We start from the raw sequence: 17,334 nt of genomic DNA on the forward strand, positions 1-17,334 counted from the left end.
GGGTGCTGATTATGGTTGACGTGGGGAATCAGCCTTGGGTCACGGCGGACTTCCGGGAATCCCTGATGAAGGGATCGCCGTCGACCTGCTGGTCGTCGCGCTTGAGCACGAAGGTGCCGTAAATCAGGGCGACCAGCACCACCAATGAAATGGTGTAGAAAGTGACCCGGTCACCGGCGCGATCGTGGAGCATGCCCAGGGGGGTGGACAGGGCCGCCTGGCCGACCTGGGAGGCAATCTGGAAGCCCACCATGTAAAGGGTGGCGGACAGCTTGGGGTTGAAGTGCAGTGTGAAGTAGCGGAAGGCCGGCAGGCTGAAGAGCGGGACCTCGATGGAGTGGAAGAGCTTGACGATGGAGACCATGACCGGGTCGTGGAAGAAGCCGCACAGTCCGATTCTGGCAAACATGACCGTAGCGCCCAGCAGCAGGGAGTTGCGGACGCCGATCTTGCGCATGATGACGGGGACGACGCCCATCATGGCCGATTCCAGGAAGACCTGGAAGGAGTTGAGAATGCCATAGATCTCGTGCCCCTGCTCCGGGGTTGAGAAGAGGTTGGCATAGTAGTTGGGGAACATCTGCTGGTCGAAGACCGTGTAGAAAGTGTTGGTGAAGATCATGAAGACAATCAGGAGCCATAGGGCGGGCATGCCCAGAACGTGGATTATGTCGCGCAGGGAGGGCTGGGACTTTTCGCCCTCGGGGGTGGACTCCCGCATGATTTCCTCGCGCTGCTCATCGGGGATCCAGAAAGCATAGACCAGCAGCATGCAGGCGCCGAAGGCGGATCCCAGCCAGAAGTTGATCATCGGGTTGATGTTGAAAGCAAACCCGGCAATTAGGGCCACAAGGGCGTAGCCGAAGGAGCCCCAGGCCCGGGACTGTCCGTACTCGAAGCCGAACTTGCGAGAGTAGCGCTCGGTGATGGCCTCGATCAAGGAGCAACCTGACATGAAGCCGGCAGAGAGGACCACTGCGCCAAGCATGGCGCCCAGCATTATGTTGGTGCGCATGAGCGGCGCATAGATGAATTGGACGAAGGGCCCCACCAGGGCGGCGATGGCAGCGATGAAGATGGCCAGACGGCGCTTGACTCCCAGTTCGTCCTGAATGACCCCGTAGACAAACATTATTATCAGTGTGCCCACGGAGTTGATGGAGTAGATTTTACCAACCTGGGTGTTGGTCATACCGAGGCCGTTGATCAGCCAGGGCGAGTAGAAAGACCACCAGATGCCCCAGGCGCAGAAGAAGAAGAATATTCCGGTAGAGGATTCCAAATATGATGGATTCCTCCACGCCGATAATTTGGCGGCCATGCTGCCCCTCTTTCCTTGTCGTGCACCGCTTCCCCGCAGTGCCTCTCAGTCCGATGCACTTCCTGTGTGCAGAGCGGACCTGGTAGGTATAGTAAGCCGTCAATCGATTTACGTCAAACGATTGACGATTGTCGTGCCTTCCCATCGGACACGATGGGCAACTGGCAGGGGATGTTGACTGATTGGTGACTGGCGCCAAGCCAACCAGAATCCGGCCTTAGCTCACCATCTTGCGACAGGGAAGGGGGAGATGTGACTCTGGCTTTAGGGATTGGCTGGGACCGGGTCCGAGGCGGTGTCGAGGCGGGTGGAGCCCTTGCGAATAAGGGCGCAATGAATGCGCACTCCACCAGCCTGATCAAGCGGCGGCAGGACGGCACGGGTTTTGGGCAGGGGCAGAGCAATGCGACGGGGATTGATTTGCACCAGCAGCCGTCGCACTGCCCAGAAGCCCATCTCGTAGTGAGGCAGTTCGACTGTAGTCAAGGGGGGTGCTGCGGTTTCTGCGACGACCTGGTGGTTGTCCACGCCCACCAGATTGAGGTCCTTGCCGATGATCAGATGGCGGGTTGCGGCGGCCTGGTAGAGGTAGAACGAACGTGAATCATTGAAGCAGAAGACCCCATCGGGGTGCTGTTCGTCGACCAGGTCGTCCGCCTGATCCATGGCATCCTGGTTGAATCCGACCAGTCGGATCAAGGTCTGGCTTGTAGGCAGGCCAGCTTCCTTGAGAGCTGTGTGATATCCGCGCATTCTGTCTTCTTGCGCCGGCAAATCCTGTGTGGTGCCCAGGTAGGCTACCCGATGGCAGCCTGACTCGATCAGGTGGCGGGTGGCATCGTAGCCAATCAGAAACTCGTCAGGGGCTATGCTTGGACAGCGGCTGGCCCGCTCCGTCGCGTTGACCACCACGGCGGGGCAGGAGCGCAGAGACTGTGGCAGGTCAACATCCTGGTCGTACATCTTGGCGAAGAGGAATCCGTCCACCCCATAGCGCTTCAGGGCCTGGATCTGCTCGGCTTCCCGGATGCCCCCATCGGTGGAGACAGTGAGAAGCACATAGCCACGCTCAGCGGCCGCATCCTGCGCACCCTGAATGATGGCGCCAGCATAGGGCGTGGTGGCCACCTCTTCGCTGATGAAGCCCAGCATGCCGGTCTTGCTGGTGCGCAGCGACCGGGCCATGGGATTGGGCCGATAGCCTAAGGTCTTGGCTGTACTGCGCACCCTCCGTGCAGTCTCCGACTTGACTCTGCCCTTGTCATGGCCGTTGAGCACCAGAGAGACTGTGGAGACGGATACGCCTGTGCGTTCGGCGATCTGCTTCTTCGTGATCATGGGCACACCTTAACTTGCTCAGGCGATTTCAGCCCGGCTGATCTTGAGTGGCAGGGTTTCAGCGGTTTTTCCCGCCTAGAATCCGGTTGACTCGCTCCACCTTCTCGTGAATCTGATCCCGCTTGCCGGGACGGATGTCCAGCCTGAGGCTGACGCTGGTCCGATGCCCCTGCTCGGCCAGGACCCGTGCAGCTTCTTCCACGACCTCCATGACCCGATGCAGATCCCCCTCGACGACGGTGCTCATGGCATTGGTCTGGTTAGGCAGTCCCGAATCCCTGATGACCTTGATGACCTGGGCCACGTAGGTGGACAGCTCTTCACCCTGACCTGAGGGTGCGATCGTGACCTCGGCTAAGGTATTCATGTAGGATGAATCGTTTATGTCGGGCATATCGGGAACCTTCCCACATCGATTGGTGTGTTCGTAGGCAGGATGCCCGGTGTCCCCTGCGGCCACCTGCGCGGCCTCCCGCACCTGTCTCGATGGTAGGCCTCTACGCTGACAGCAGGTCACCAGCCGAAGGTATGCTGGAGGCCGGTCATCAGGTCGTATGCCCCCAGGAGGGGTTCCCAAGCAGAAGGTGTGATCAGTGGCAGTATCGAAACTGGATGAGGTCATCTCCCTGGCCAAGCGCCGGGGATTCGTCTTTCCCGCAGGGGAGATCTACGGCGGCACTCGCTCGGCCTGGGATTACGGACCCCTGGGCGTGGCCCTCAAGGACAACATCAAGCGTGAGTGGTGGCGGACCATGGTGGTCACCCGCGACGACGTGGTTGGCGTGGACACTTCGGTCATCCTGCCCACGGCGGTCTGGGAGGCCTCGGGCCACGTGTCCGTCTTCAATGACCCCCTGATCGAGTGCCTGAACTGCCACAAGCGGCACCGGGCCGACACCCTGGAGGAGGCCTACGTCGAGAAGCACGGCCACGATCCGGAAAATGGTCTCAAGGACATTCCCTGCCCGGACTGCGGCACCAAGGGACAGTGGACCGAGCCGCGCGATTTCAACATGATGCTGCAGACCCACCTGGGACCCGTCCAGGACGAGAAGAGCCTGCATTATCTGCGTCCCGAGACCGCCCAGGGCATTTTTGTGGACTTCAAGTCCGTCATGGCCTCCTCCCGCTCCAAGCCCCCCTTCGGCATCGCCAACATGGGCAAGAGCTTCCGCAACGAGATAACGCCCGGCAATTTCATCTTCCGTACCCGGGAGTTTGAGCAGATGGAGATGGAGTTCTTCGTTCACCCCGGCACCGACGAACAATGGCATCAGTACTGGATCGACGCCAGAACCCGCTGGTACGTGGATCTGGGCGTCAAGCCCGAGAACCTGCGCCACTACGAACACCCCAAAGAAAAGCTGGCCCACTATTCCAAGCGGACTGTGGATATTGAGTACCGGTTCGGCTTCCAGGGCTCCGAGTGGGGTGAGCTGGAGGGTGTGGCCAACCGCACCGACTACGACCTCAAGGCCCATGCCGAGCACTCGGGCGAGGATCTGAGCTACTACGACCAGGCCAGCGGGGAACGCTACATCCCCTACGTGATCGAGCCTGCGGCCGGTCTGACGCGCTCGCTGATGGCCTTCCTGGTGGATGCCTATGACGTGGACGAGGCTCCTAACACCAAGGGCGGGGTCGACCGGCGCACCGTGTTGCGTCTGGACCCGAGGCTGGCCCCGGTCAAGGCTGCCGTCCTGCCCCTGTCCAAGAAGCCCGATCTGCAGCGGATTGCCCATGACCTGGCCGCCGACCTGCGCCAGAACGAGTGGATGGTGGACTACGACGAGTCCGGCGCCATCGGACGCCGCTACCGTCGCCAGGACGAGATCGGCACCCCCCTGTGCATCACCGTGGACTTCGACACCCTGGACGACAAAGCGGTCACCATCCGCAACCGCGACTCCATGCAGCAGGACCGCGTGGCCCTGGACCAGGTGGAGGACTATGTGCGCCGGGTCGTTGGCGAGCAGCGGGTGCGTTACCCCATGGGCCCATCCGACCTGACCGGCTCACGTGCCGCTGACGGCTACACGGACCTGGCCAGCGAGCCGGGCACGGACGAGAGCGAACCCATCAAGGTGGCCGAGGCCGGTGGCCGGTACTGAGGCTGATCGCCCGACCCCGAAGGTTGCTTCGGTGCAGCTGGGCCCGATAACCGTGCCTGTGCCGGTCATGCTTTCGCCCATGGCGGGCGTGACCAACTGGCCCTTCCGTCTGCTCTGCCGCGAGTACGGACCTGACGGACTGTATGTGGGGGAGATGGTGACGGCCCGGGCCTTGGTGGCGCGCAATCCCAAGGCATTCAGGCTCTGTCGCTTCGCCCCTCAGGAAAAGGTGCGCTCCCTGCAGCTGTACGGGGTAGACCCGCAGATTATGGAGCAGGCCACCCGGATGGTGGTCGATGCAGGGTGGGCCGATCATATCGACATGAACTTCGGCTGTCCGGTCCCCAAGGTCACCAGGCATGGCGGCGGGTCCGCCCTGCCCTGGAAGACTGACCTCTTTGCTGAACTGGTCCATCGTGTTGTCGCTGTCTGTTCGCCTGCCGGAATCCCCGTCACTGCAAAAATCCGGGTGGGCATCGATCATCAGCACGAGACCTTCATGGAGGCGGCCCACATCGCCCAGGAGGAAGGCTGCGCCGCCGTCACCCTGCACGCCAGAACTACAGCTGAATACTATGGCGGCCATGCCGACTGGGACCGGATCGCCGAGCTTGCCCAGGCCATAGACATCCCTGTCTTCGGCAACGGCGACATCTGGACCGCCGAGGATGCCCTGGACATGTTCGCTCAGACCGGCTGTGCAGGCGTGGCCATTGGCCGGGGCTGTCAGGGCCGTCCATGGCTCTTTGCCGACATAGCGGCAGCCTTAGCCGGCTCCCCGGAGCGGCAGGAGCCCACTTTGGGCCAGGTTGGGGCTATCGTGGCCCGCCATGCCCGACTCCTGGTCGAGTTCTACGACGGCGACGAGCGTATGGCGGTCCATGATATGCGCAAACACGTGGCTTGGTATTTGAAGGGCTTCGCCGTGGGCGGCCAGGTGCGCCGCGACTTCATGGCCTGCGAGAGCCTGGAGGATATGGACCGCTGCATCGCTGACCTGGACCAGGACATGCCCTATCCGCAGGCCGTGGCCGGCAAGCCTCGGGGTCGGGTTCGCTATGCCAAGAAGGTCCGCCTGCCCTATGGCTGGCTGGATTCTCGGACCACCACTCATCAGGAGCGCGAAACGCTCTTCGGCAACGACCCTATGGATGCCTCCTACTGAAGCTGGAAATATTCCCGTCACCAACCATGCGCATCCGGGTCTAGAATCAGGGTTTAGAATACGGACAGAACGGCGTGGAGGTTCTTTCGGAAGGCTGGGGCGGTTGGCTCTGACCTCCCGGACCCTAGGCCCACGGCCGTCAGGGAGGGTCGGAACGCCTGTGGGCAAATGCGTGTTGGCGTATATGACCTGCGCTAGAGTTGAGCGTAACGTGAGTGACGGGAGCATACTGTGAGCGAGATTGCCCAGAATGACAATTTCAATGACAAGACCAACATCAAGGTCGTTGGTGTTGGTGGAGCCGGTGGCAATGCTGTCAATCGCATGATTGCCGAAGGCCTGCAGAATGTCGAGTTTGTGGCCATCAATACCGATGCCAAGGATCTCCTGCGCTCAGAAGCCGATGTGAAGATCTCCCTTTCTGATGCGAACAGCCGCGGCCTGGGAGCCGGAGCTGATCCGGAGAAGGGCGCCAAGGCTGCCCAGGATCATCAGTCCGACATCGAAGAGGTCCTCAAGGGCGCCGATATGGTCTTCGTCACTGCAGGGGAGGGCGGCGGCACAGGCACCGGTGCCAGCCCCTTGGTTGCGCGTGCAGCCCGTCAGCAAGGCGCGCTCACCATCGCCGTGGTCACCCGTCCCTTCACCTTTGAGGGGCCCAGGCGCTCCGCTTCCGCCGAATCGGGCATCGAGAACCTGCGCAAGGAGGTCGATGCCCTCATCGTTATCCCTAATGACCGGCTTCTGGACCTCTCGGATCGCACGGTCTCGGTCATGGATGCCTTCAAGACAGCCGACACGGCCCTGCTGGCCGGCGTTCAGGGCATCACCGACCTGATCACCATGAACTCCTACATTCACGTGGACTTCTCCGATGTCACCGCCATCTTGAAGGACGCCGGCACAGCCCTCTTCGGCATCGGCGCAGCCAGGGGCGAGGATCGAGCCACCCAGGCCGCCGAGATCGCCATCTCCTCTCCGCTCTTGGAGGAGAGCATCGAAGGTGCCCATGGGGCCCTGATCAACGTGGCCGGCCCCACCGACCTGAGCATGCAGGAGGCATCTGCAGCCGCCCAGCTGGTCCAGGATGCCATCCATCCCGAGGCGCAGATCATCTGGGGCCTGGCCCTGGACGACGCTTACGGGGACGAGGTGCGGGTCACGGTCATCGCCGCCGGATTCGATCCCACCCCAAAGAAAGATGAGACTCCGGCCCCTGCAGTGGACGCGACCACCACACCTACGGCGGCTACTCCGGTCCAGGAGCCCCAGCAGCCACTGACGACCCCGTCTGTCCAGGCGGAGTCCGATGAGACCTCCGAACACGATGTGGTGCCCCCTGCCTCCGGCGATGACGGCACCTCCGACCCGGGATATCTGGATATCCCTGACTTTCTGCGGTAATCAGGCGAAGGAGCAGGTATGGCAGGATTGATGAAGAACGCAATGTCCTTTTTCGGCATGTCGGATGTCGTGGACGACGATGACGACGACCTGGCCGACGATGAAGAGGCCAGCGATGGCTTCGACACTGATCACTCTGTGACTCCCATGGCTCCGCAATCCACGTCCAGCAGCCAGGAGACCGAGTCCACGCCCTTCAAGAGCCGGATCAACCGCATCACCACCATCCATCCCAAGTCCTATGAGGATGCCCAGATGGTCGGCAGGGCCCTGCGGGATGGGGTGCCGGTGGTCCTCAACCTGACTGGCGTGTCCGAGTCGGTGGCCTATAGGATCGTCGATTTCTCAGCCGGCGTGGTCTTCGGGGTGCGTGGATCCATCGAGCGGGTCACCCCCAGGGTCTTCCTGCTCAGTCCTGCACAGGTCAACATCAAGGTGGAGGAGCCCGAATCAGGCTCTTCGGCCAAGGGGCTTTTCGCCCAGTGACCGACCCTCTGGCAGCCGTGTCCGCAGGAGCCTAAAGACGCATGCTTGTTCCCTTTATCCGATATCTGGTAGACATCTGCATTGAAACCTACCTGCTCATCCTATTCGTGCGGATGATTCTGGACTGGGTCATGGTTCTGTCACCTCGCTGGTATCCCCGCGGCTTCCTGGCCTCGCTCATTCGGGTCATCTATGCCTTGACTGAGCCGCCCCTGCGCTGGCTGCGCCGGTACATCCCGCCCCTGCCCATGGGCAGGATCCAGCTCGACGTCTCCTTCATGGTGCTCTATGCCGCCCTGATTATCATCCAGGTGCTGCTGGGATAAAGGCAAGACCGCGGATACGGCAGACTCCGTGCTAGCATGCAGTAAGAGAACACAATCGGGCTGGTTGGCCTGAAGCGAGGTGGAGAAACATATGGCTCTATTGACGCCTAATGACATAAGGGAGCATACCTTCCAGACAGTGCGGTTCAAGGAAGGCTACGACGTCGACGAGGTTGACGACTTCCTGGATCAGGTCACCGACACGGTTGAAGCCTTGGGCAAGCAGGCCATGCAGGGCAACACCGCTTCCACCCAGTCCCTGGGTACCGACGTGGCCTCGCTGAACTCCAAGATCTCTGACCTGACGGCTCAGGTGGAATCCCTGCAGACAGAAAACCGGGATCTGAAGCAGGCCCAGGGTAATGCCGCCCAGCAGCCTGCCGTGGATGCCCAGACCAAGCGTCTCCTGGCTGAGTCCCAGAGTCAGGTCAAGACCCTGGCCTCCCAGAACGACCAGCTCAAACGTCAGGTCGAGCAGCTCAACTCGCAGATCGACCAGCTGACTGCCCAGGCCGCCGCGGGCAACAACACCCAGGCTCTGACCAACCAGCTGACCGCAATGCAAAAGGAGCGCGACCAGGCCCGCCAGCAGGCCCAGGCTCTGACCAGCCAGCTCAATGCCTCCAAGCAGAGCATGGCCGCGGCTCGCCAGCAGGTCGCTCAGGCCCAGAAGGCCTCTCAGGAACAGCAACAACGCACTGAGCAGCTGAACAAGCAGCTGGAGGAGTCCCACAAGCGCGAGGAGCAGCTGCGCCAGCAGGTCTCCAAGTCTGAGCCCTCCACCGAAACGGGCAGCCTGCAGCGGATTGCTGGTGCTGGCGCCGAGGTCAGCGAACCCGAGAGGGCCACTGCCATGATCTCCCTGGCTATGACCCTGCACGACCAGTACGTAGACAAGGGCAAGGCCGACGCTTCTCAGCTGGTGGCTGAGGGCCACGCCCGGCACGACGACATCGTCAAGAAAGCGGAGGACTACTCCAAGAGGACCCGCGCCGAGGTGGACGAGTACTCCAAGCGAGTGCACTCCGAGGCTGATGGCTACTCACAGCGTGTACGCTCCCAGGCTGACGAGTACTCGGTCAAGACCCGTTCCGATGCTGACGCTTATTCCAAGCGCCAGCACACCCAGGCCGACGAGTACGAAACCCAGGTGCAGACCCGGGCTCAGGAGTACGACAAGAACACTCGCGACGGAGCGGACCGCTATGCAGCCGATGTCAAGAACAAGCTCATGGATCAGTCCAAGGTTCTTGAGGAGAACATCCAGGGGCTCAAGCAGTTCGAGGCGGGTTACCGCAGCAAGCTGACCGAGTTCCTCAACCAGCTGATCAACCAGATCTCGGACACCAGCAATTACCAGTCCATGGAAAAGAAGCCTGAATAGCCCCACTTATTCCATCCGGTAATGACCAAGAACATATACAAGAGACGGCTGCGCGGGCACGTGGCCGTCTTCGTTGCTCTGGCGGCAGTGGCCATAGCCCTGGACCAGGTGACCAAAGCCCTGGCCGTGGCACGGCTGGGCAACGGGATCAGAGTGGCTCTGCCTGGACCGTTGCGTGGACTGCGTCTGGTGCGCAACCCCGGGGCTTCGCTTGGATTGGGGTCCGGGAGCACCTGGGTCATATCCCTTATTGCTCTGGCGGCCTGTCTGCTTATCATTGTTCTGGCTCTGCGCACCACCTCCATGGTCTGGACCCTGGTCCTCTCCCTGGCCTTTTCCGGGGCAGCAGGCAATTTGATCGACAGGGCGGCCTATGCTTCCGGTTTTCTTGACGGTGCCGTGGTCGACTTTCTGGACTACGGCTGGTCGGTGGGCAATGTGGCCGACGTGTATCTGACCCTGGCAGGCATGGCCGTAGTGGTGCTCATTATCTGCAATGTGCGGTTCAGCGACAGGGACAAGACACCGGATCATGGGGGAGCGGCCAAGTGACCCGGCTTCTTCCCGCGCCTGATGCCTTGGTGGGTCGGCGCCTGGACATGGCCCTGTCCAAGATGCTGGGCCTGTCCAGGGCCAAGGCCAGCGATCTGGTGGCCCAGGGCCATGTGCGGATCATGGGCCGTCGGGTAAACAAGGCCACAACCCTGATGGGCGGTGATCTTATCGAGCTGGACGAGCCCGAGCCAGCCAAACAGGTTGAGCCGGTGGCCGAAGACATGCCTGTGGTCTACGAGGACGAGGACGTGGTAGTCGTAGACAAGCCGGTGGGGGTGGCGGCCCATCCCTCCATAGGCTGGACCGGCCCAACCGTTCTGGGCAGCCTTTTGCAGCGGGGCACCCACATCACTTCCATGGGGGCCCAGGGCCGTCAGGGCATCGTCTCCCGCCTGGACGCAGGCACCAGCGGCCTTATGCTGGTCTGCAAGTCCGACCTGGCCTACAAGGAGATGCGTCGGCAGTTCGCCCGGCATGAGGTGGTCAAGATTTACCACGCCTTGGTCCAGGGCAACCTGACCGAGGACAAGGCCACCATAGAGGCCCCCATCGGACGGGCACGCGTCTCGGACTTCCGCTTTACGGTCACGCCTGCCGGCAAGGAGGCCATCACCCACTGGGATGTGCTGGAGCGCTTCGGCTCGGCTACCCTGGTCAGCGTCAATCTGGAGACCGGGCGTACCCATCAGATACGTGTGCACTTCTCCTCCATAGGTCATCCCCTGGTGGGCGACCACATGTATGGGGCCAACCCCGACCTGGCGGACAGACTGGGCCTGAAGCGGCAGTGGTTGCATGCCATGCGCTTGGAATTCCGCCATCCGCGCACCAAAATCTGGACCCAGGTGGTCTCCTCCTACCCGGCTGATCTGCGCCGCTCCCTACAGATCGAGCGTCAGAGCGCCACTGGTATACGCAGCTAGCGGACTCCGGCGATTCGGCCAGGGATCTGGGTAGGTTGGAGATATGTCCTCAACCCGGTCAGACTTCGTTCACCTTCACACCCACACCCACTATTCCACCTTGGACGGGGCCAGCAGGATTCCCGATCTGGTAACCGAGGTGAGTCGCTTGGAGCAGCCGGCCGTGGCCATCACCGACCACGGCAACATGCACGGGGCCTACGAGCTCTGGCGGACGGCCGTGGATGCCGACATCAAGCCCATCATCGGCATCGAGGCCTACGTGACCCCTGAGACTGCCCGCCAGGACAAAAGCCGGGTCCACTGGGGAACCGACGAACAGCGTTCTGACGACGTCTCCGGCGGCGGCTTCATCACCCACATGACCCTCTGGGCCAGTGACGACACAGGCCTGGTCAACCTGATCAAGGCTTCCTCGGTGGCCAACCTGGAGGGCTTGGTGGGCAAGTGGCCCCGCATGGACAAGGATCTGCTGTCCACCTATCACCAGGGGGTCATCGCCACCACTGGCTGCCCATCTGGCATCGTTCAGACCAGACTGAGGCTGGGCCAGTTCGACGAGGCCCTGAGGGCCGCCGGGGAGTTCCAGGACATCTTCGGCAAGGAAAACTATTACGTGGAGCTGATGGACCACGGGCTGGAGATCGAGCATCGGGTGACCAAGGATCTGCTGGAAATCGCTCGTCGTCTGGATGCACCCCTAGTGGCCACCAACGATTCGCACTATGTGCGCAAGGACGATGCCTCGGCCCAGGATGCCTTGCTCTGCATCAACTCGGGGTCCCGGCTGACCGACCCCGGCCGCTTCAAGTTCGATGGCAGCGGCTACTACATTCGCTCCGCCCAGGAGATGCGCGAGATTTTCAAGGAGTTCCCAGAAGCCTGCGACAACACCTTGGAGATCGCGGAACGCTGCAACGTCATGTTCGACGACCACGAGGACGGGGCCTTCATGCCCCGCTTCGAATGCCCGGAGGGCTGGGACGAAACCTCCCTCTTCCTGAAGAAGGTGGACGAGGGGTTGAAGAACCGCTACCCGGACGGGGTGCCCGAGGAGGTCTCCCACCAGGCTGACTACGAGTGCGGCGTCATCTGCCAGATGCAGTTCACCGGATACTTCCTGGTCGTGGCCGATTACATCAACTGGGCCAAGAACCACGGAATCATGGTGGGGCCGGGCCGTGGATCGGCGGCAGGATCCATGGTGGCCTACGCCATGGGCATCACCGAGCTGGACCCGCTCAAGCACGGGCTGATCTTCGAGCGCTTCCTCAACCCCGAGCGCGTCTCCCTGCCTGATATCGACGTGGACTTCGACCCCGAGGGGCGCATGAAGGTCCTGGACTATGTGGGCCGCAAGTACGGCTCCGACAAGGTGGCCCAGTGCGTGACCTACGGCACCATCAAGACCAAACAGGCCTTGAAGGACTCAGCCAGGATCATGGACTACGAGTACTCCGTTGGCGACCAGGTCACCAAGGCCCTGCCGCCTACGGTCAACGGCAAGGACATGAGCCTCAAGGAGATCTTCGACCCCCAGTCCAAGCGCTACCCGGAGGCCAAGGAGTTCCGCGATCTGTACGAGTCCAACCCGGATGTCAAGCGGATCACCGAGGAGGCCAAGGGCATCGAGGGCATCATCCGCCAGACCGGTGTGCACGCCTGTGCCACCATCATGGCCTCCAATCCCATCACCAATACCTCACCGCTGATGGAGCGCACCGACGGCACGGTGACCACCACCTTCGAGTACCACACCTGCGAGACCCTGGGGCTGGTCAAGATGGACTTCCTGGGGCTGTCCAACTTGACGGTCATCAGGGACACGGTCACCAACATCGAGCGCAACGGCAAGGAGCCCATCAGCATCGAGAAGGTCCCCTTGGATGACAAGGAGACTTACCAACTGCTGTCCCGGGGCGACACCCTGGGCGTCTTCCAGCTCGATGGCGACGGGATGCGATCCCTGCTGCGCATGCTTAAGCCCGACAACTTCAACGACATCTCCGCCCTGATCGCCCTCTACCGGCCGGGGCCCATGGATATGAACTCGCACATCAACTATGCAAAGCGCAAGAACGGACTGCAGAAGATCGAGCCCATCCACCCCGAGGTGGCCAAGCCCCTGGCGGGCGTGCTGGACGAGACCTACGGCCTGATCGTCTACCAGGAGCAGGTCCAGTCCGCAGCGCGAATTCTGGCCGGGTACTCCCTGGGCCGAGCCGATGTGCTGCGAAGGGCCATGGGCAAGAAGAAGCCCGACGTCCTGGCCAAGGAGCAGGTGCCCTTCTTTGAGGGCATGAAGGCGCACGGCTACTCCCAGGAGGCCGCCCAGGCGGTCTGGGACGTCCTGGTGCCCTTCTCCGGCTACGCATTCAACAAGGCGCACTCGGCAGCCTACGCCCTGATCGCATACTGGACCGCCTACCTGAAGACCCACTATCCGGTGGAATTCATGGCCGCCCTGCTGCAGAACGAGCGGACCAACAAGGACAAGACCGCCCTCTACCTGGGCGAGGCCAGAAGGATGGGCATCCGCATCCTGGCTCCCGACATCAACGAGTCCGTGTCCGAGTATTCCGCTGTCGGCGACGTGGTCCGCTTCGGCCTGGGAGCCATCCGAAATGTGGGCGACAAGGTGGTGGCGGACATCATCAAGGAGCGCCAGGGGCCCCGGGGCAAGTACATCAACTTTATGGACTTCGTCAAGCGGGTGCCCATGGAAGTGCTCAACAAGCGAACCGTGGAATCCCTGATCAAGGGCGGCGCCTTCGACGGTATCGACCCCAACAGAAGGGCCCTCTTCCAGATCCACGACGAGGCCGTCGACCAGGTCATGCCCATCAAGCGCAAGCAGGCCGAGGGCCAGTTCGACCTCTTCGCCGACGCCGATGACGACGCACCCCAGCAGGATGCCTTGGGCGACGCCCAAGTGACTGTGCCCGACATCGATGAGTGGGACAAGTCCACCAAGCTCAACTTCGAGCGACAGATGCTGGGTCTGTATGTGTCCGACCACCCGCTGAGCGGCATGACCTCGGTTCTGGCCGGCATGCGCGACATGTCCATCGCCCAGCTGCTCAACCGGTCCAGGGGCATGGAAGGCAAGGCGGTGACCCTGGCCGGGCTGGTCACTGCAGTGGACCGACGGGTCTCCAAGAAGGGCAATCCCTGGGCCATCGTCACCATTGAGGACCTGGAGAGCTCCATCCAATGCATGTTCTTCGGCAAGGTCTACGACGCCCACTCCGACGACCTGGCCCTGGACTCGGTCATCCGAGTGAGGGGGTTGGTCGAGCTGCGCGATGAGGCCACCAATATCCGCGTCAACGATATGGAGGTGCCCGTCCTGGAGTCGGCGGACGAGCGGCCATTGACCATCACCCTGCCCAGGCAGGCCCTGGATCGGGGGCACATGGAGCGGCTGGCCCGGATACTCAAGTCCCACCCCGGCTACTGCCAGGTCCGCCTGGCCGTCACCGACGACCGGGGCAACGTCCGTCTGCTGACCTTTGGCGACGGATTCCGCACCGGGCACGACACCTCCATGATGGCCGAGATCAAGTCGGTGTTCGGGCCCTCCTGCCTGCCGTCGGCCTAGGACGCGCCCGAAACCGTCTCACCATTTGGGACGGTGGTCAGTCACTGGCTTTGGCGACACAAAAGTTCACTACCATCAAAGTATGACAAAGCTCATGATGAGAACCATGGATCTGCGCGGGAAAACCATGTCCCGCGCCCAACTTCTCGCCGCCATGCCCCGTGCCGATATGGGTACCCGGGAGGCCAGTGCCCAGGTGCAGCCCATACTGGACCGGGTGCGCGAGCATGGGGCCGCTGCCCTGCGTGACCTGGAGGAGAGGTTCGACCATGTGCGTCCCCATGATCTGAGGGTCCCGGCATCGGCCATGCAGAAGGCCTTGGAGGGGCTTGATCCCAAGGTCAGGGCGGCAATCGAGGAGTCCGTTACCCGCATCCGCAAGGTCTGCACCACCCAGGTGCCCAAGCCCATGGCCACCGACCTGGCACCCGGTGCCCGGGTCAGCGAGCGGTGGATCCCGGTCCAACGCGTAGGTCTCTACGTGCCGGGAGGCAAGGCCCTGTATCCTTCCTCGGTCATCATGAACGCAGTGCCCGCCCAGGTGGCCGGCGTCGATTCCCTGGCCGTGGCCACTCCGCCCGCCTCTGACGATCCCCGTGGTCTGCCAGCGGCCATCATCCTGGCCACCTGTGCCATCCTGGGCGTGGATGAGGTCTATGCCGTGGGCGGTGCCCAGGCTATAGCCATGTTTGCTTACGGGGCCAAGGGGTCGGAACCTCAGGACGGGGAGATTCTCTGCGACCCGGTCGATAAGATCACAGGCCCGGGCAACATCTTTGTTGCGACGGCCAAGCAGATGGTCTCCGGCATGGTGGGAATCGATGCCGTGGCAGGACCCACGGAAATCGCTATTCTAGCCGACGGCCAGGCCAACCCCGACTGGGTGGCAGCAGACCTGATCGGACAGGCCGAGCATGACGAGCTGGCCGGCTCGGTGCTGATCACCGACAGCCAGGACCTGGCCCAGGGCGTTCAGGAGGCCCTGGATCGCAGGGTGCCTAGGACCGAGCACGCCGACCGGGTGCGCACCTCCCTGGGCGGCAACCAGTCGGGAATCATCCTGACCGACGGAATCGACCAGTCCATCGACGTGGCCAATGCCTATGCCGCCGAGCATCTGGAGGTTCAGACGGCCGATCCTGATGCCGTCATCGACCGGATTCGGAATGCAGGGGCCATCTTCCGCGGCCCTTACGCTCCTGTGCCCTTGGGCGACTACATGTCCGGGTCCAACCACGTCCTGCCCACCGGCGGCACCGCCCGGTTCGACGTGGCCCTGGGCGTCCACACCTTCATGAAACCTGTCGAAGTCATCGAATATGACCAGGAAGGGCTCAAGCCTATCGCAGCCAAGATCAATGATTTCGCCGTATCCGAGGATCTGCCCGCCCATGGCGAGTGCGTCCTGAGCCGGTTCCTGGAGGATCCCTACGACAAGGCCGACCTGGAAGCCAACGAAGAGAATGCCGGTCTGCGGTGAGTGCCATACCTGCCGATCTTCCCCTCCGTAGGGACTTGGTAGGGGAGGAGCCCTATGGCGCCCCCCAGCTGGATGTCCCGGTCTGTCTGAATGTGAACGAGAACCCCTACCCCCTGGACCAGGAGGTGGTCGATGCCATCTGCCAGCGTGTGCGCCAGGCGGCCCCCGGTCTCAACCGCTATCCGGACAGGGAGCATGAGGATCTGCGGCGGGCCTTGTCTGCCTATCTGAAGAAGGAGTCAGGGACCTCGCTCCAACCCGAGCAGATCTGGGCGGCCAACGGGTCCAACGAGATCATGCTCCAGCTCTTCCAGGCCTTCGGTGGACCGGGCAGGATCGCCTTGGGCTGCGATCCGACCTACTCCATGTATCCCGAGTACGCCAGAGACACCTTCACAGACTGGGAGCTGGCTCATCGGCAGCCTGATTTCAGCCTGGATATTGAAACGACCATCGAGCGCATCAAGACGCTAGGCCCCGCCATGGTCCTGGTCACCAGCCCCAACAATCCCACGGGGACGCCCCTGCCCATGGATCAGCTGACCAGGCTCCTGGAGGCCTGCTCCAAGGTCCCTGTAGCGGGCGCGGATAAGTCCGCCCAGCCCATCGTGGTCGTGGATGAGGCCTACATCGAGTTCCGAGACCCGGGCACGCCCTCGGCGGTCAGTCTGATCGGGCAGTACGACCATCTGGCAGTCACCCGGACCATGTCCAAGGCCTTCGCCTTCGCCGGCGCCAGGGTGGGCTACCTGGCAGCATCCAGGGGAATAGTTGACGCGGTCCGCATCGTTCGTATGCCCTACCACCTGAGCGCCCTGACCCAGGCTGCGGCCCTGGCTGCCCTGGAGCACACCGACCTCCAGCTGGCTCGGGTGGATCAGCTTCGCCAGACCCGTCGGGAAACCGCTGAGTGGCTGGCCGGACAGAAGTTCCATGGTCGTCCCTTGACCGTGGTCCCCTCGGCCTCCAACTTTATCCTCTTCGGTACCTTCCCCGACCGCGATGCCATCTTCGAGGCCATGAAGGATGAAGGCGTGCTGATCCGGGCCGTCGGTCCTCAGGGCTACCTGAGGGTCTGCATGGGCACGGACGCGGAGATGGAGCGATTCCGTCAAACCCTGGTCCATGTCCTCAAGCGGTTCTGAAGGATCAGACCAGCGGCACGGCTATGCTGGTGGTCTAGATGCCGTGCAGGAGCCGCAGTGCGGACTGGAATGCGCGGCAAGAAAGCGGAGGAGCA

General features: G+C 62.3%; 14 protein-coding genes. 11 read left to right on the top strand and 3 right to left on the bottom strand.

Translation table 11 applies throughout. The features are described from left to right. Nucleotides 1-28: 28 nt before the first annotated feature. From J3U06_RS04940 to J3U06_RS04950, 3 genes are all read right to left on the bottom strand, one after another. Nucleotides 29-1,321, bottom strand: coding sequence for an MFS transporter (locus tag J3U06_RS04940; protein ID WP_267444494.1), 1,293 nt, complete (start codon nucleotides 1,319-1,321; stop codon nucleotides 29-31). Between the two features lie 264 nt (nucleotides 1,322-1,585). Beyond that, nucleotides 1,586-2,659: a LacI family DNA-binding transcriptional regulator gene (locus J3U06_RS04945; protein ID WP_267444495.1), complete on the bottom strand. Its 1,074-nt coding sequence runs from the start codon at nucleotides 2,657-2,659 to the stop codon at nucleotides 1,586-1,588. A 58-nt stretch (nucleotides 2,660-2,717) separates the two neighbouring features. Beyond that, on the bottom strand, nucleotides 2,718-3,053 hold the full coding sequence (locus J3U06_RS04950) for an MTH1187 family thiamine-binding protein (RefSeq protein ID WP_267444496.1): 336 nt from the start codon (nucleotides 3,051-3,053) through the stop codon (nucleotides 2,718-2,720). Nucleotides 3,054-3,252: 199 nt separating this feature from the next. Between J3U06_RS04950 and J3U06_RS04955 the strand changes: the two genes are divergently transcribed. From J3U06_RS04955 to J3U06_RS05005, 11 genes are all read left to right on the top strand, one after another. Next, nucleotides 3,253-4,770 carry a glycine--tRNA ligase gene (locus J3U06_RS04955; protein ID WP_267431322.1) on the top strand — a complete coding sequence of 506 codons (1,518 nt, stop codon included), beginning with the start codon at nucleotides 3,253-3,255 and terminating at the stop codon, nucleotides 4,768-4,770. After that, complete coding sequence (gene dusB / locus J3U06_RS04960; RefSeq protein WP_416378844.1) at nucleotides 4,757-5,935, top strand: tRNA dihydrouridine synthase DusB; 1,179 nt, start codon at nucleotides 4,757-4,759, stop codon at nucleotides 5,933-5,935. Before J3U06_RS04955 ends, dusB begins: the two co-directional genes overlap by 14 nt. Before the next feature lie 231 nt (nucleotides 5,936-6,166). Continuing rightward, complete coding sequence (ftsZ, locus tag J3U06_RS04965; protein WP_267431323.1) at nucleotides 6,167-7,339, top strand: cell division protein FtsZ; 1,173 nt, start codon at nucleotides 6,167-6,169, stop codon at nucleotides 7,337-7,339. An 18-nt stretch (nucleotides 7,340-7,357) separates the two neighbouring features. Beyond that, nucleotides 7,358-7,825, top strand: coding sequence for a cell division protein SepF (locus J3U06_RS04970; RefSeq protein ID WP_267431324.1), 468 nt, complete (start codon nucleotides 7,358-7,360; stop codon nucleotides 7,823-7,825). A gap of 41 nt (nucleotides 7,826-7,866) precedes the next feature. Next, nucleotides 7,867-8,151: a YggT family protein gene (locus J3U06_RS04975; RefSeq protein WP_220237037.1), complete on the top strand. Its 285-nt coding sequence runs from the start codon at nucleotides 7,867-7,869 to the stop codon at nucleotides 8,149-8,151. A 91-nt stretch (nucleotides 8,152-8,242) separates the two neighbouring features. After that, nucleotides 8,243-9,535, top strand: a complete 1,293-nt coding sequence (locus tag J3U06_RS04980) for a DivIVA domain-containing protein (protein ID WP_267431326.1) — start codon at nucleotides 8,243-8,245, stop codon at nucleotides 9,533-9,535. Between the two features lie 21 nt (nucleotides 9,536-9,556). Next, complete coding sequence (locus J3U06_RS04985) at nucleotides 9,557-10,087, top strand: signal peptidase II (RefSeq protein ID WP_267444497.1); 531 nt, start codon at nucleotides 9,557-9,559, stop codon at nucleotides 10,085-10,087. Next, a complete protein-coding gene (locus J3U06_RS04990; RefSeq protein ID WP_267400701.1) occupies nucleotides 10,084-11,013 on the top strand; it encodes an RluA family pseudouridine synthase in 930 nt (309 codons plus the stop codon). Before J3U06_RS04985 ends, J3U06_RS04990 begins: the two co-directional genes overlap by 4 nt. Nucleotides 11,014-11,056: 43 nt before the next feature. Beyond that, entirely contained in the window at nucleotides 11,057-14,614 is a 3,558-nt protein-coding gene (dnaE, locus tag J3U06_RS04995) for a DNA polymerase III subunit alpha (RefSeq protein ID WP_267400700.1), read from the top strand. Between the two features lie 82 nt (nucleotides 14,615-14,696). Beyond that, on the top strand, nucleotides 14,697-16,094 hold the full coding sequence (hisD, locus tag J3U06_RS05000; RefSeq protein WP_267400699.1) for a histidinol dehydrogenase: 1,398 nt from the start codon (nucleotides 14,697-14,699) through the stop codon (nucleotides 16,092-16,094). Continuing rightward, nucleotides 16,091-17,239 (top strand): histidinol-phosphate transaminase, encoded by a 1,149-nt coding sequence (locus J3U06_RS05005; RefSeq protein ID WP_267400697.1) that lies wholly within the window; start codon nucleotides 16,091-16,093, stop codon nucleotides 17,237-17,239. The genes hisD and J3U06_RS05005 overlap by 4 nt, the downstream gene beginning before the upstream one ends. The last annotated feature ends 95 nt before the right edge of the window (nucleotides 17,240-17,334 follow it).

Source organism: Bifidobacterium sp. B4142 (genome assembly GCF_026537325.1).
Classification (GTDB): Bacteria; Actinomycetota; Actinomycetes; order Actinomycetales; family Bifidobacteriaceae; genus Bombiscardovia.

Coding starts and splice junctions, on each gene's coding strand:
- J3U06_RS04940 (WP_267444494.1), bottom strand. CDS start 1,321: ATGGCCGCCAAATTATCGGCGTGGAGGAATCCATCATATTTGGAATCC.
- J3U06_RS04945 (WP_267444495.1), bottom strand. CDS start 2,659: ATGATCACGAAGAAGCAGATCGCCGAACGCACAGGCGTATCCGTCTCC.
- J3U06_RS04950 (WP_267444496.1), bottom strand. CDS start 3,053: ATGCCCGACATAAACGATTCATCCTACATGAATACCTTAGCCGAGGTC.
- J3U06_RS04970 (WP_267431324.1), top strand. CDS start 7,358: ATGGCAGGATTGATGAAGAACGCAATGTCCTTTTTCGGCATGTCGGAT.
- J3U06_RS04975 (WP_220237037.1), top strand. CDS start 7,867: ATGCTTGTTCCCTTTATCCGATATCTGGTAGACATCTGCATTGAAACC.
- J3U06_RS04980 (WP_267431326.1), top strand. CDS start 8,243: ATGGCTCTATTGACGCCTAATGACATAAGGGAGCATACCTTCCAGACA.
- J3U06_RS04985 (WP_267444497.1), top strand. CDS start 9,557: ATGACCAAGAACATATACAAGAGACGGCTGCGCGGGCACGTGGCCGTC.
- dnaE (WP_267400700.1), top strand. CDS start 11,057: ATGTCCTCAACCCGGTCAGACTTCGTTCACCTTCACACCCACACCCAC.
- hisD (WP_267400699.1), top strand. CDS start 14,697: ATGACAAAGCTCATGATGAGAACCATGGATCTGCGCGGGAAAACCATG.